Origin of the sequence: Hazenella coriacea, assembly GCF_004341825.1 — a bacterium.
Classification (GTDB): Bacteria; Bacillota; Bacilli; order Thermoactinomycetales; family Thermoactinomycetaceae; genus Hazenella; species Hazenella coriacea.
The window spans coordinates 365,353-378,192 of the sequence record NZ_SMAG01000002.1 but is presented as its reverse complement, the minus strand read 5'-3'; the positions used below and the strand labels follow the sequence as shown (position 1 = coordinate 378,192).

The 12,840-nt window shown below is 35.9% G+C and carries 14 protein-coding genes; 3 read left to right on the top strand and 11 right to left on the bottom strand.

All coding sequences use genetic code 11. The features are described from left to right. Positions 1-326: 326 nt before the first annotated feature. The 4 genes from EDD58_RS05125 to EDD58_RS05110 all read right to left on the bottom strand — a co-directional run bounded on the left by EDD58_RS05125 (position 327) and on the right by EDD58_RS05110 (position 3,731). Positions 327-650, bottom strand: coding sequence for a nucleoside triphosphate pyrophosphohydrolase (locus tag EDD58_RS05125; RefSeq protein WP_131923761.1), 324 nt, complete (start codon positions 648-650; stop codon positions 327-329). 174 nt (positions 651-824) lie between these two features. Beyond that, positions 825-1,637 (bottom strand): HNH endonuclease domain-containing protein, encoded by an 813-nt coding sequence (locus EDD58_RS05120; protein WP_207903256.1) that lies wholly within the window; start codon positions 1,635-1,637, stop codon positions 825-827. A gap of 353 nt (positions 1,638-1,990) precedes the next feature. After that, on the bottom strand, positions 1,991-3,103 hold the full coding sequence (locus EDD58_RS05115) for an ADP-ribosylglycohydrolase family protein (protein WP_131923760.1): 1,113 nt from the start codon (positions 3,101-3,103) through the stop codon (positions 1,991-1,993). Positions 3,104-3,251: 148 nt separating this feature from the next. Continuing rightward, positions 3,252-3,731, bottom strand: a complete 480-nt coding sequence (locus EDD58_RS05110) for a hypothetical protein (RefSeq protein WP_131923759.1) — start codon at positions 3,729-3,731, stop codon at positions 3,252-3,254. Between the two features lie 192 nt (positions 3,732-3,923). Here EDD58_RS05110 and EDD58_RS05105 point away from each other — a divergent pair, with 192 nt between their 5' ends. Then, positions 3,924-4,472 carry a class I SAM-dependent methyltransferase gene (locus EDD58_RS05105; RefSeq protein ID WP_131923758.1) on the top strand — a complete coding sequence of 183 codons (549 nt, stop codon included), beginning with the start codon at positions 3,924-3,926 and terminating at the stop codon, positions 4,470-4,472. Between the two features lie 146 nt (positions 4,473-4,618). Then, a complete protein-coding gene (locus tag EDD58_RS05100) occupies positions 4,619-5,107 on the top strand; it encodes a macro domain-containing protein (RefSeq protein ID WP_131923757.1) in 489 nt (162 codons plus the stop codon). A gap of 112 nt (positions 5,108-5,219) precedes the next feature. Here the strand turns inward: EDD58_RS05100 and EDD58_RS05095 are convergent, their stop codons facing one another. The 6 genes from EDD58_RS05095 to EDD58_RS05075 form a co-directional block, all read right to left on the bottom strand. Further along, positions 5,220-5,702 (bottom strand): DUF1572 family protein, encoded by a 483-nt coding sequence (locus EDD58_RS05095; protein ID WP_131923756.1) that lies wholly within the window; start codon positions 5,700-5,702, stop codon positions 5,220-5,222. Positions 5,703-5,761: 59 nt separating this feature from the next. Further along, on the bottom strand, positions 5,762-5,944 hold the full coding sequence (locus tag EDD58_RS05090; protein WP_131923755.1) for a hypothetical protein: 183 nt from the start codon (positions 5,942-5,944) through the stop codon (positions 5,762-5,764). Between the two features lie 233 nt (positions 5,945-6,177). Continuing rightward, positions 6,178-6,381, bottom strand: coding sequence for a hypothetical protein (locus EDD58_RS05085; RefSeq protein WP_207903255.1), 204 nt, complete (start codon positions 6,379-6,381; stop codon positions 6,178-6,180). A gap of 11 nt (positions 6,382-6,392) precedes the next feature. Continuing rightward, positions 6,393-6,533 carry a hypothetical protein gene (locus EDD58_RS14765; protein ID WP_165875804.1) on the bottom strand — a complete coding sequence of 47 codons (141 nt, stop codon included), beginning with the start codon at positions 6,531-6,533 and terminating at the stop codon, positions 6,393-6,395. A gap of 122 nt (positions 6,534-6,655) precedes the next feature. Then, positions 6,656-8,752: a hypothetical protein gene (locus EDD58_RS05080; RefSeq protein ID WP_131923754.1), complete on the bottom strand. Its 2,097-nt coding sequence runs from the start codon at positions 8,750-8,752 to the stop codon at positions 6,656-6,658. Between the two features lie 978 nt (positions 8,753-9,730). Then, a complete protein-coding gene (locus EDD58_RS05075) occupies positions 9,731-10,411 on the bottom strand; it encodes a hypothetical protein (RefSeq protein ID WP_131923753.1) in 681 nt (226 codons plus the stop codon). Between the two features lie 272 nt (positions 10,412-10,683). Between EDD58_RS05075 and EDD58_RS05070 the strand changes: the two genes are divergently transcribed. Further along, the gene (locus EDD58_RS05070; protein ID WP_131923752.1) at positions 10,684-11,232 is read left to right on the top strand and encodes an NUDIX hydrolase; all 549 of its coding nucleotides are present in this window, start codon (positions 10,684-10,686) and stop codon (positions 11,230-11,232) included. 452 nt (positions 11,233-11,684) lie between these two features. On the opposite strand, the gene EDD58_RS05065 is transcribed toward EDD58_RS05070, so the two are convergent. After that, positions 11,685-12,521: a DUF2935 domain-containing protein gene (locus EDD58_RS05065; RefSeq protein WP_131923751.1), complete on the bottom strand. Its 837-nt coding sequence runs from the start codon at positions 12,519-12,521 to the stop codon at positions 11,685-11,687. Between the last annotated feature and the right edge of the window lie 319 nt (positions 12,522-12,840).

Here is a 12,840-nt window from a genome sequence, read left to right as displayed (position 1 = left end):
GAGGGTGGCTTTTTTGCTTCTCTCACGAGAGGACATTAGGAATCAAATCAAAGTTAATACATACAAAAATCGACTCCAAGAGCTTAGTCGATCAGCACTACTAAAATAAAAAAATCTGCATCTAAAAAATAGACACAGATTTTTCATCGTAATATCATCGCCATAAATCCATTCTTTTATTTTGATAACCCTTAATTGCAAATAAATGTCATCCCTACGAGGAAAACTCCCATTGTTGTTGTAAAAAGTTATTTGGTCTTCTTTAAGAGCTTTCTTCAGTTTATATCTCTTCTTATAACTGAGCTTAGAGAGTTGGTTGTTTTGACCTAATCATCACTTCGAACCTTTTCTAAAACAATACCTTCTTTAAATCCACCACGTTCTTCTTTTTTCTGTGCTTTGATTGCTAACACTTTATTCATATCCAAGTGAAATGCATGCACTAGACCATCAATAACTTCTAACATATCTGCTAACTCTTCTTCGTTAGGGGTATCCTTAAACTCTTCCAATTCTTCGGTTAATTTCAGATATAGCATTGGCTTGATTTCTTCTTTTGTTGCAGTATAAGTAAATGGCTCTTGATTAGACTGCTTAATGATTTGCGGTATCTTATCCCTGACTAATTTGTTATAAATTTTTTCAGCCATGAAGAACCCCCTTTATCCCTTAAACGATATCCAAAACTTTTTAACGTAATCCTTTTCGATGGCTATTTGGAGCTGGTCATAATCCTTGGTTGTATTCTGCATACGTTCAAGCAACACTTTATTTCTATGTTCTAACCGTAATATCTCTTCTTCTAATGGTAAACGATTAGACTTTCATGAGTTTTCATCCTTATGACAGTAAACTAGATTCCAAAGATCATCCGAAAACATATATGACCACGGTATCACATGGTCAACAGAAAGCTCCTTATCATTGATTTCCTCATCACAATAAAAACATGTCCGTTTACCATCTTCAAACATTAAGTCTAAATACTTATGAAACTTTTTTAAGGAACCCCGCTTAATATTATTTTCATCTATGGCACGAACTTTCCTTGAAATTCGTGGGCTATAGTTAAAGCCTTCTAGCATTTGAGTCCACCGGTAATTGATAACAGTAAATAAAAAATCGCTATGATCTTTCAAAGCTAACACATTTTGCTTGGTAAAAAATACTTTACCTTGATTACGGTCCAAGTCATATATTTCATATGTTTCACCATTCAGTTTTTTAAATCGCCAACAAACGTCCTGCTTTAATGTTTTTGAAATCTTTTTAACCGTCATTTCATACTCATTTTCTAATTGAAGTGATTGGAAATCTATCTTTTCAAACCGGATAGGTTGCATGGATTGTTTTCTTTCAAAGTATGCCTTAATCAGTTCTTTCGTGGAAGTAATCATTTCAGGTGGCTTCTTAAGATTCGGGCTCTGTATCAAGCTAAAATATATCGTTTGATTCCAATAATACTTCAGGCAAAGTCTCGCAATACTTTCAAAGTCAAACACAATCGTCTCTTCATTAGTTTCATCATTTACACCAACGGCTAATTCTATTAAAGCCTTACTCCATACCATTTTATATGTATTATCAAAGCTACAATTCAGTATTAAATCATGCCATTGTTTGATATAAGCATTCATGCTAGTTCAACTCCCTTGGTGAATACTTCAATTATATCAAACTATTTCAAAAGGTAGTAAAAGCCTTATTCACAAAAACTTTGAGTAAGCTTAATTTTTTATTATACGTAAAATCCCCTTCATAATAAAAAATAAGTGAGCCGAAGCCCACTTTAATCGTAATAAGAAAACCACCTCTATTTAGATCTACACATTAAGATGTAGTGCGCCCTTCTAACTCAACTACATTACATCCATTTAAACGAAATAACTTAATATCCCCCAAAGAAAAAAGCCTCCCTAAAATTTATATGAATTGAGACTTAATACTGTTTATAAACTATAAACTATAAATTCCAATCAATGAGTATCCACTACCCCACCCTAAACTCTTTCTCCATCCTTGTTAAATCCGCTTCTTTTTCAATAAACTCTCCCATCGTTTCAGGCAATTTCTTATCCACTATGGCATCAGTATAATCAAGAATCCTCTCTCGATCATAGAAGTGCTCTGTAGGAATCCAGTCTGTACCAAATCGAGCACCTAAGATGGTTCCTGCAATCGCAGCGACGGTGTCCGTGTCATATCCTTCATTGATCATCGATAATAAAATTTCTTGTGGTTCCATGTCATCGCGACAAGCCATGAGTAAGGCGTGTAATCCCCCTAAAAGTACAAAGCCTTGATTGACATGGGCGCGTGTGAAGCCCGCTTGAAGATGAGGACGTGCCAGCTCAGAAATCTTCGTCCGCATCTTTCTCACTGGTTCATCGACCCAGTACATGGCTTCTTTGATAGCATCGGAAATTAGTGTGGAGTCAGAATTCCCCACCTTCCATCCCTCTGCTTCTAAAGAAGAAACATAGGCTTCTGCCTCTTTTGCAAAATATTGAAGTGGTTCGAGCACCGATTCACGAGGATTTTCCTGTATAAATAGAGAAACTGTATAGGCAATCACAGATGAAAATACAGCTGCACGTTGGTCTGCATGGGTGATGAGTGATGACTCTAAAGTAGCTTTGAATAGAAGATCGACATCTTTTGGGTCTGAGTAAAGTGCACCCAGTGGTCCAATCCGCATCGCTGATCCGATCCCGGATGATGGGCTACCTGCTTGTTCACAAGGAATGCCTCGACTCATTCGCCGAACTGCATCGACAAAGTTGCGTCCAACTCCTCGCCAAGCTTGTTGTTGCAGTCCTTGGACAAGCATCTGTTTCCATGCCCCTTTGCTCCATGTACCCTGTTGGAGACAACTATGAATCAAAGCCATCGCTTGTTGAGTATCGTCTGTATGTAAACCTAAAGGTCGTAATCGTTTTAATCTCTGGACAGGAATTTTGTTTCCTTGATATTCACTCGGTAAACTTGAGTACATACCATATGTAGATTGTATTTCGGGTTTCTTCCATCCTTCTACTGGACTACCTAGAATATCTCCCCAAGCAAGTCCGAGCAAAGATCCTTTTATTTTGTTCTTGTTCATATGAAACCTCCTGTTGTATATAGATGATAAACCAACTCGGTTTAGGGAAAACAACTTAATTCAATTAGAAATAAGGGATCTGGATCAATATGCATTTGAAATTGCTCATGGAGATGAACATCAAGCTCTGACGCTCTAGATGATCCTACTAGCCTGAACTATATTTTTTCTTCACTTTTATAATCAACCTTATCAAAAATAGAATCATCGCGATGTAAAACAGAAGATCCATCATCCATTCAAACACATAATACATCCAATCCTCCTGATATAAAAAACCAAGCATATTGGACTGAGAAGCCATGGAAAAAGCTAAGACAAGGATCAAATATTTGATACCAAATAAGAACGTACTTGCAGATAAAGCCCAAAATCCAATTTTTGTTATCAATGATTCTATCTTTCTAGTTGGCTTAAAAAAACATGCCAATGAGCATATAAAATATAAGGATATGAGCAATTGAACCCCTAGTAAGACATCAAATTCAGTATTTAGAAACGCTAGTCGTATACTGAACCCCAATGGAGGCTTCGATTTCAGGTACAGGAAAGCTAATGATAAAGCATAAATTCCGAGTAAATAGATCGATAATGACAACAATCCAAATCCGAGTGTTCTCTGCTTCATGATCGATCCCCTTTCTAATTGAGTTTAGCGATACCTTTGCAGTTTCGTTTAGTATATGGGCACATGTTTAAACAAACGCACAACTGGATCTTAATCACACATGGATCTCTAGTAACCATCTATTCATCAAAGAGTATACGAGAATAAACTGATAAAAACTTAGAATATTTGTGAGTGGGAGGAAAATAGCAATTGAAACGAGTAGAATTTTTAATCAAATTTGTTCAATCTCCTCAAACGGTGGGTAGTATTACTCCTAGCTCATCATTTTTAGCCAAAGCAATCCTAAAACCGATCGAGTGGCAAAGTATTCATTCGATTGTTGAACTGGGAGCAGGGACAGGCATTTTTACAGGGTATATTCAAAAATTGAAAAAACCTAGTTGTAAGACGTTTATATTTGAAAATGACCCTGATCTCCAAAAGAAATTAACAGTCCGATTTCCAGATATGAATCATTACTCAAATGCGCAAGACCTCACTCATTTTATAAGTGATTCAGGTCTCCAATCTGTGGACTGTATTGTTAGTAGTTTGCCTTTCGCTAACTTTCCTGGTCATCTTAGAGAACATCTATTAGATGAAATTCAAACCATTTTGAAGCCTGACGGACTATTTATCACCTATCAATACTCCCTACACATGAAGAAATATATCAAAGAGCGTTTTAAACAGGTTGATATTAAGTTTGTATTATGTAATATCCCGCCTGCCTTTGTTTATATATGTAGACAAAAATGATCAGCAGCAATTTCCCTCTTAAAAAAATATACTTCAATCTTTAGTATAATAGTTTAACCTTGGTTAAGGAGTGTGCTTGAAAAAGATCCCTAGAGATTCTTCCCATTACTTATTGGAACACTTAAAAATATTTTGGAGGACACATCATGGTTCGAATCCACTCTGGAGATTTATTAAAATCAGATTGTACAATCATTGGACATCAATGTAATTGTTTAGGTGTCATGGGTGCAGGAATAGCGAAACAGATTCGTACTCTTTACCCTGAAGTGTATAAAGCAGATCAAAACTATTCAATTCCATTTGGAGAAAAGCGATTAGGATCTTGCTCTTGGGCATGGGTAGAAAATCAACATGTAGGAAAACGTCTAGTATTTAACCTATATGGTCAACACCGCTATGGAAGAAAAGGAAATAATACAGTTGTTCATCAACTAGAACAAGCATTTGCCAAAATGATGCGAGAAATCGAATCCGTGGCAAATTCACATGGAGAAGAGTGGATCAAAATCGGTCTTCCCTTCAAAATCGGCGCTGGGCTGGCTGGCGGAGATTGGAATGAGATCTTTCCTATGATCGAAAAAGTATCCCATCAGTTCCATCGTGATATCTATTTGTATCAGCTAGAGTTATAACCGCTAATAGGCCTTAATCATCAAGGCGGCGAACGTCCACTAAAGCACCCGTTAGTTTAAGTACATTTGTTCACAAACTTATTACAGGATTGCTCACCCGTTAGTGAAGTTCCTACTTTTCTGTTTCCCAACTGTTTTGTAGTTTCCTAATAAAAATAATTTGACCAATATGATATGCATTATGGGTAGTTGAATTACTGAGAATCTGCCACCATTTAGCCTTTTCCGGAAAACCGATAACATCACTTTCTATTTTCTCAATGGATAACAAATCATCCCACTTTAAAAGTACATCAAGTAACGTTTCCTTTAAGTCATGAAAGGTGATATTTTCAGGTATTTTAAAGCTCAAATTATTATCTGCAATTTTAGGAGCAACATCTATGCTGGATTCAATGTACCTAGTCTGCCAGCATTGATTCCAATATATTAAATGCTGTACGATCTCAGCTATACTGAGACAATTTTCATTGGGTCTCCACAATGCTTGTTCTTCTGTTAAATCCTCCACGGATTCTGAAAATGGTCTGTACCAACTCGGGTCATTTGCATTTGCTAAGAACTGGTCAGATAGAATATCTTTTACGTGAGTCATACTATCACTCCTCAACTCTAAGATCTCTAAATTAATATAAATTTGATTATCCTACCTATTTATAGCTTCACATTTTTGCCATTCACTTTCTGTTCAAATGGTAAACTATGTTGCTTGTAATACTCATACAACTTTTCATTTTTCCGTATTGTATTGAGATGGATTCCTTTTCCTTCGGGATCAATTTTTTCGACATTGGAGGAGCCCTGATCCTCTACTCTCAAATAATGTCCACGAAACACGATGTTTCTGAACCGCTTGAAACTTGATTTCAAAAATTAGCGAAAAGTAAGCTCAGCCATCAAAAAGGTTGCTGAGCTTATTTTTTAAAAAGGATAAATGTATATAAAATCAGATTTTATATGAGGATGGTATCTAACTACAACTTAAAAATACCTATAGTTTCTCTTAATGTAGCTTTAATTAGTGCTTATCCAACTTCAAATACCACTGACTAATACACCGCCCACACACTTCACTCTATGATCCCAAAAAACTCTTTGACAACCTCCATATCATCAAAGTGAATTTTCGTTCCGTTAATCTCTTGATAGTTTTCATGACCTTTTCCGGCGATCACAATGACATCCTTGGGTTGGGCCAGTTGCATCGCTTGATGAATCGCTTCTTTGCGATCTACGAGCTTTTGATAAGAACTTGAGGTTTCTTTGATCCCCATCTCAATATCATCTAGAATTTTTGCAGGGTCTTAACAAACATGGCATTTGGAATTACTTTTCGAGAGTCAAAGGTAATATCACTCACTTCATGGTCAAGGTTCCCTTGCAATAATTGATAAGGTGTGGAATGTAAAGTCTCTCTTAGTTTCATGATGTAATCTCCTTTGTTTAGATCAAACGAATGAAACCCCTTTTAAATCAATCCAGCTCCTATTCCCTAAACTTTGGTGATTATTTATATGAGAAGAAAGTTTCTTTACCTATATTCACTTTTCATTCCCTTCTAGGAAAATAAACAACCTTGGCTCGCTCCGTTAGCTGATAAACCGTTCGCTGAACCCCATCGATCACTTCATTTTCTTTCTGGATCAATTCAGCCTGTTGTAGCTTTTCGCTTCTCCTTGAAACGAGTTGATGGGAACAATCTAGTTCTTTCGCGATCAAAGATGCATAAAGACTGGCCTTTTTATTCTGGGTAAGGACATGGAGGATACCTAACTCAATTTCAGGCAATAGATTTTCCCTCTTAATGCCTTCAAATAAATTTTCATCTTTAAACTTAAAGCTTTCTTCGACCGTCCCGGTTTCTTTACATCCTTGATAGCACATCATCCCGATCTTTTGCAGGACATCGCCTTCTGAATACTGGTATTCGTAGTCGCATTCCTTACAAACAAAATGCTTTTGTTCAATTAAATATTGCTGTAATACCTTATCATAATTGAAATGACGTGAAATATAATATTTTCTGTACTTTGTATGTCCATTGGGTCGACCAAAATGGATATTCTGTTCCCTACATAAACCATAATTAATGGCATAAATGCTTATGACAATCCCATCTCGATCGGCTTGCTCATAATATTTACTAACAAAATAGTTTAGCTCCAAAGAATGAAGGAATTTCTCATACTCCTTGTTCACAAAAAAGTGACTGGTGGGGATCTTGTTAGCTGGAATTCCTTTAAATAGCTCCGTATCTTCATTCCTTAAGTGATATTTCAAGTCTTTCGCCTTTTCCACCAACAAATTAATCAATATTTGTTGAGAATATCTGTCTAGCTTTTCGTCGAATGCTTCCTTTAGATAATTGGTCTTATCAAAATAGTACCTGATTTGGTTCTCATAGTATTTTTGGGCAGCCTGTTTAATCAAAGGCTTTGTGATCTTTTTATCATAAATGATGGCACTCTGATAACAATAATGTAATATATGTCCGAGGATGCGGGGTATATTCATAGTAGCTTGGAATAATAACTCAAGATAACTCTCACGCGTATGATCTCGATCAATTTGGAAGATCTCTTCTAGATCAGCATCAAGATAGTATTGAAATCGGGTGTTTAATAATCGATCAAGAAACTCCGTAGCTTTTCTTTCAAGTTCAGGTAAATCTTTAACTTTATAAAGCTCATAATAATCCAAGTGGATTTCATCTATTTTTCCTTTATCGATATCTCCATAGAAGATTCGATTCGGGTAAGCCGCTACTTTAAAACGAATAAATTGATCTGACCAGTTATTCAATGGGGCAAGAATCGTATTCACAAATACTTGTTGAGCATGGTAATCGATCTCCGAAAAATCATCAAGCAGTATATGTAGTTTATTGATCCCATATTCCTTTAACGCACTTGTAATATTGGATAAAAAATCATTCAGATTAAAATGTCTTAATAGAGTATGTGAATATTCTTCCTGAACTTCATTGGCTCCAGAACTCTTTTGACGAACACTGGTCATTCCACTTACGCCCAAGTTGGTTTCATTGACTCTAGCACCTATACTAAGATTTCCTTCATTTTCATCGGCTGTTGACACCGTTTCAGTGGTGTTTACGACTTTTAAGATATCTGTCTCTTTGAATGTTGGTTTAGATGTTTCAGCCTTTATTTCCTCTAGTCTTGAAAGAAGAGCGGTTAATTCATTTCTCTTCCACAGTCTAAAAAGAGCATTTTTTTGCTCGAGGTTTTTTTTCACTTCTTCCATTAAGTCATTGATCACTTCATTAATAAAGCCCTCATAAAGCAGAATTTTTTCATACTGCTCCGGATGATTGAGCTCCTTTGCTAGAGACTTACCGTACAATGTTTTTACATCCACATACGCAGAAATCTCATTTTTACTTTTACGAAAGTACTCTTGCATCCTAGCAAAAATTGTAGACTTCCCTGTCCCTTTTCTGCCTACCAAAAAAACAGTATTATCTTTAACCACCTGTTTAAGTAACCCATTGCACGGAAGGGGGTCCACATATAGCTTCTCTACTAAATTTTCATTCTGCTCATCATCCCATAATTCAGCTCTTTGAGCTAACTTTAGCGAGTTGACCATTAAAGAAAAGTTGTCACTGATCCCCGGTTTGAGCAATACAACCCCTCCATTATCAGATATTTCTAATAAAATCATTATATAATTTCCGGTTATAAACAACAATGAATCCTATATCGTAATTGGATTTGGGGATGGAACATTGTCAAGTTGTAACTGGACTTGCTGAGTTTTATTGTACTAATGGGATAAAAGGGGGTAAGATCTGCAGCTAACTTAAAACCGTGGATGAAAATCATATTGGTTCAACTGAGAATTGTAGCCAATATCATGTGAGAAACATGCTTGTAAAAGGGAAATGTTCCAGTCATCTGGAACATTTAGTTAGTGAAGAAGTTCGTTCATGCATCGAACAACACTCATCATGAAGCGCCCTTCCTGATTAGCGAAAAAATCTTGAATACGAGCACATTGTGCTAGATGTAATTCCTTTTTTTCAATTTCCGCCATTATGAATAACTCAACTTGAATAGATTCAGAACTTACCGCTCTCCAGCAGATATTCCAAATAATACATGTCTATAGACAACATCAAGAGTCACTGACTTCTATCGAATTCGTTATATTTATTAATCTTTTAATTTATTTGATTTATCACCATGTTGAAATCTGATCCAACCTCAGTCAAAATCATCGGGATCAACTTTTATATCTTTTCATATTAATACACATTAAATGATAATAGAGTCTCGTTGTTTAATATTAGTATCAATCGCTAATCTAGTGAATGTTTTTTCCGTTCATAAACGTCTATCTAGTCAGAAATATCTGGTTGGCATACTGACTTAGGATCGATTGTATCCAGTCACCTAGCAATAACATCTTTTAATTTTTCCATATCAAACTTCGAATCATCAAGACTACAGCGGCAATAGCCCCGATTAGGACTAAAAAGCCTACTAAACTAAAATTTTCTATAATAATCCTCTCCCTTACTATTTCATATAACAGACTAAAAAGCCCGAAAGAAGGTCTTTATCATTATCCATTATCTTCCTTCGGGTTTCTATACGTTAATTACTGGTACCGTGGATTAATTGTAAAGGAACCACCCGAATAAGATACAACAGCTTTCACATATACTGTCGCATATGCAACTGATCCAGAATAACCTTCATATTCATTAAAAGTGCAAGATGATTTTTTACAAGTATTAGAGAGCGTTTTCTGATATACTTTACCTATTCCGCCTGATCCTACTGCTCCATAAGCTGTAATACTAACTTCATTTCTAATAGAGATTACTTTAGCACCACCACTTGTGGTAGCTGTTGTAAAGGTAGCTCCAAAGCTGTTGTTTATAACTCCAATATTATTTCGAGCAGTTCCCTTTGATTCAGCTCTAATACCTCCACCTTTTCCAACACCAAAAACTGATCTAGTTACGTTTCCAACGCCCTCAGGACTATAACCAGGTTTTTTGGCGTACTTTTTAACAAACTCTGCATCTTCCATACTAAACTCTTCTCCTATTTTATATTTAGCATCAATCTCTTTAAATTGCTCTTCAATTTGTTGTGGTGTAAGTTCTTCTCCATCAATGATCTCAAGGCTCCCAGTTACCTCTGCTTTATTACTTATAACTACGATGTTTTCCACTGTTTTCAAAGGAAGTTCTTCTGCATAGGAAAACGGAGAGAGAGTTAAAACACTAACTACAGTAGTAGCTATTAAAGATGAAAAATACTTCTTTTTCATGCAATGTTCCTCCTTTAATTAACAAGACATTAAAAATTAATTTCTAGTTTCTTGTTAAAATTATAATTAATATAAATCCTTATTATATTAAATAAAACAACTTTTGCAATACCTTTTCCTGAAATATCGCCAAAATGAAATAAAATATGAATATAATATGCTGATTTGTCATCATACAACCAATATCATTTTCAGGGCAATTACTTGCTTCCCTCACTATCGAATTTCCCTAATTTAATAAACATATAAATCCACTTCGAAGGAGATTTAATATGAACAAAGATCTCTACTTTCAATATCAATGGAGATATAAAAAAGAGGATCTAAAATTTTGCCCTCGATGCGGACATCATTTTTCGTTAGAGGACTTACATATTCCCAACCAACCTCAACTACTTTGTCACAATTGTAAATTCGTCTTCTACTTAGACCCAAAGCTGGCAGTAGTGGCAGTGGTGCTGAATAAAGAAAAAAACAAAGTATTACTTCTTCAAAGAAACGAAGAGCCCGGGAAAGGCTTATGGGCTTTTCCTGGAGGACATGTGGAACGTGGACATGATCTTTTTGAAACTATCAAAAATGAGATAAAAGAGGAAACAGGTCTTTCTGTAGAGGTAAATGAAATTATTCATACACTCTCTTCTCCGAAAGATGGACTAATCCAATTAACCTACGAAGCGATTGCTGATCATGAAGAAGTGATCGTTAACATTGAAAGTAAAAAAGGTTGTTTTTTCTATTTTAATGAAATTCCTTGGGGTCAGCTTGCATTTCCCTCAACTGAAAAGCTATTACGCTTGTATACAGATCAAAACAAGTAGTTAACAATAGAGGCATCTGTTAAGGCTATTGCCCTTTTTCCGCTCAATATATTTTTAAATTCATCATCCCAATTGAGATAAAAAATCCTCCGGCTTAGCTGGAGGATTTGAATGTGTATTAGGAGTAATGAGTAAACTATTTTTCATCCATCCGAAACTATCAAACCTTCTTTCATCCCTATAGTTTTCAATGGCACGTAAAATGTAAAATTTCCTTAATAAATATTTCCCATTGTACTAATAGATTGTTAATTTTGTCATGATGTAAGGTGCAAGTTTAATTCATCAAAACAAGTAATTAAAAAAGGACACTCGTTCTAAATCCGGTTGCCCTTTTCATTTAATCTTTTAAGTTGGAAAATTTCCCATCAACATGCCAGCTTTACGATTATTTAACTTCTAACTTAAACCAATTTCCGTGATCTCCCCCATCAAACTATTATAGAATTTGCTCACTCTTCAACAAAATCTAGCTGATCATGAGGATCAGAATTGTCTCGTGCACGTTGGGACAGACCATTCAGAATGGAAAGAAATTTATTTGCTTCACGGGTAACGTGATCTGCAAGGATGGGGTTAATCAAACTCATTAACTTACATTGTCGAATCAGATCGCGTGCATCCTTTTTGAAGTTCCGAAGATCTGTCGTTGATCTTTGTGCATCTTCAGTAAAGCGTGTTAGGGTATTGAAAAACGAGGGTTCCGTCTGTTTTACCATCGATTCCAAATCCCTAGCCTGGGCTAATAATTGATCGAATTCATCTGAAAAAGTATTTGCAACCGAAACCAGCTTCCGTTCTGATGGATCAAGCAAATGAGCAATAAACTTGCTGTGATCAGCCATAATACGAAGCCAGAAAACGTTTTCGTCAACAATCCGGTCTGCGAGAGGTTCCGATTTCCCTTTATTTAAAGCCTTTAATGTTTCAACGAAATAACCCGCTTCACGGGCAGTGTGGTCAATCAATAGCGGAAAATTAAAGCCATCGATTTTGCACTGAATGATTAACAACAGAACGGTTGACTTAAACTCCCGAAATTTCCTTGTCAGTAGAATCGACCCTTCATTAAATTTTCGTATCACACTTGAGTCCCGGCGTAACGTTCTTACTTCAGTTAATCTTCGATCAAACATAACAAAAAACTGATCCGCTTCTCGGATGAGCTTTTTATCCCTTCGATCAAACCCTTGGGACATGAACAATGCATGTTCTTTCATAATACGCAACCAGAAAAGATTCTCGTTAATTGACTCTGTAATAAATTCTGTCTCCGTTATTACTTTCATTCATGTTTCCTCCTCTTGTCCTACTCGGAAATTATGTAAACATCAATATTGTTAGATTTTTGGGTGCTTTAATTGAAATGAAACGGAATCTTGAATCGATATATAGGCATAAACATATTATGAAATATAAACACTTATTATTCCGAAAGGAGTCACTGATCATGAATTCGAAATTCCCTATATTCTGCTGGACCTTCGCTCGTACTTGTCCAGAACCTGATACAAGTATTAGTCTTGAAGAGTTTATCGGCAGTCCTTCAGATGTCACAGAACTTGAGAATAAACTTGGAGAACAGTTACGAAAGGAACTGAAGCGCTT

Excerpts from the sequence above, each read along its gene's own strand:
- EDD58_RS14765 (WP_165875804.1), bottom strand. The coding sequence starts at position 6,533 with ATGAAACTAAGAGAGACTTTACATTCCACACCTTATCAATTATTGCAA.
- EDD58_RS05100 (WP_131923757.1), top strand. The coding sequence starts at position 4,619 with ATGGTTCGAATCCACTCTGGAGATTTATTAAAATCAGATTGTACAATC.
- EDD58_RS05110 (WP_131923759.1), bottom strand. The coding sequence starts at position 3,731 with ATGAAGCAGAGAACACTCGGATTTGGATTGTTGTCATTATCGATCTAT.
- EDD58_RS05065 (WP_131923751.1), bottom strand. The coding sequence starts at position 12,521 with ATGAAAGTAATAACGGAGACAGAATTTATTACAGAGTCAATTAACGAG.
- EDD58_RS05085 (WP_207903255.1), bottom strand. The coding sequence starts at position 6,381 with ATGGGGATCAAAGAAACCTCAAGTTCTTATCAAAAGCTCGTAGATCGC.
- EDD58_RS05075 (WP_131923753.1), bottom strand. The coding sequence starts at position 10,411 with ATGAAAAAGAAGTATTTTTCATCTTTAATAGCTACTACTGTAGTTAGT.
- EDD58_RS05120 (WP_207903256.1), bottom strand. The coding sequence starts at position 1,637 with ATGAATGCTTATATCAAACAATGGCATGATTTAATACTGAATTGTAGC.
- EDD58_RS05095 (WP_131923756.1), bottom strand. The coding sequence starts at position 5,702 with ATGACTCACGTAAAAGATATTCTATCTGACCAGTTCTTAGCAAATGCA.
- EDD58_RS05070 (WP_131923752.1), top strand. The coding sequence starts at position 10,684 with ATGAACAAAGATCTCTACTTTCAATATCAATGGAGATATAAAAAAGAG.
- EDD58_RS05115 (WP_131923760.1), bottom strand. The coding sequence starts at position 3,103 with ATGAACAAGAACAAAATAAAAGGATCTTTGCTCGGACTTGCTTGGGGA.
- EDD58_RS05125 (WP_131923761.1), bottom strand. The coding sequence starts at position 650 with ATGGCTGAAAAAATTTATAACAAATTAGTCAGGGATAAGATACCGCAA.